The following is a 1,043-nucleotide window of genomic DNA, read 5'->3' as shown; positions in this document are numbered from 1 at the left end:
CTTGGGACTTTACTGAAGTGGATGGCACGCGCCTTGGCCAGCGAGTAGTACCACTTGATAAGGCAGGTTTGTATGTGCCAGGTGGTAAAGCGGCTTATCCTTCGTCTGTTTTGATGAATGCTATTCCTGCAAAGGTAGCAGGTGTGCCTGAGGTCATCATGGTGGTGCCAACACCTAAGGGTGAAGTTAACGAGCTTGTATTGGCAGCTGCGGCGCTTTCCGGCGTCGACCGTGTCTTCACTATTGGGGGTGCTCAAGCGGTTGCAGCCTTAGCTTACGGTACAGCGACTGTTCCAGCAGTCGACAAAATTGTTGGGCCAGGAAATATTTTTGTGGCGACCGCCAAGCGAGAAGTATTTGGTACCGTTGGTATTGATATGATTGCCGGTCCTTCAGAGATTCTTGTGATTTGCGATGGGAAAACTGACCCAGACTGGATTGCAATGGACCTGTTTTCACAGGCAGAGCATGATGAAAACGCTCAGCCTATTTTGATATCACAAGACGAGCAGTTTTTAGATCAGGTTGAAGCCAGTATTAGCAAATTGTTGCCAACGATGGAGCGTGAGGAAATAATCACAGCATCGCTGGTATCCAGGGCAGCATTCATTAAGGTCGACTCTCTGAGCCAAGCGGCTCATGTTAGCAACCTGATAGCACCTGAACACCTGGAGTTATCAGTAGAAGATCCCGATGCCTTGTTGACAGAGATTCGCCATGCAGGCGCAATCTTTATGGGCCGCTATACCGCCGAAGCGCTTGGTGACTATTGTGCTGGACCTAACCATGTATTACCAACTTCTGGAACTGCACGCTTTTCTTCGCCTCTAGGTGTGTACGATTTCCAGAAACGCTCTTCGATTTTGCACTTCTCAGCAGAGGGTGCAAGTGAGTTAGGGAAGGTGGCATCGGTACTTGCTCGTGGTGAAGGATTGACAGCCCACGCTCGTTCCGCTGAATATCGCATCAAGTAGCTTAGGTCCGTAATCATGTCGGTTAACTTACAAGAATTGAGTACCTATCTTCAGCAATATTTATCGGTT

At 48.8% G+C, this 1,043-nt stretch carries 1 protein-coding gene; it reads left to right on the top strand.

Translation table 11 applies throughout. The annotated features are described in order from the left end of the window. On the top strand, positions 1–974 hold a 974-nt coding region (gene hisD / locus A3756_RS06640), incomplete at its 5' end, for a histidinol dehydrogenase (protein WP_068553142.1). Between the last annotated feature and the right edge of the window lie 69 nt (positions 975–1,043).

It is taken from the genome of Oleiphilus sp. HI0086, assembly GCF_001635225.1.
Note: the sequence above shows the minus strand (reverse complement) of the source record. Positions and strands in the feature narration are given on the sequence as shown.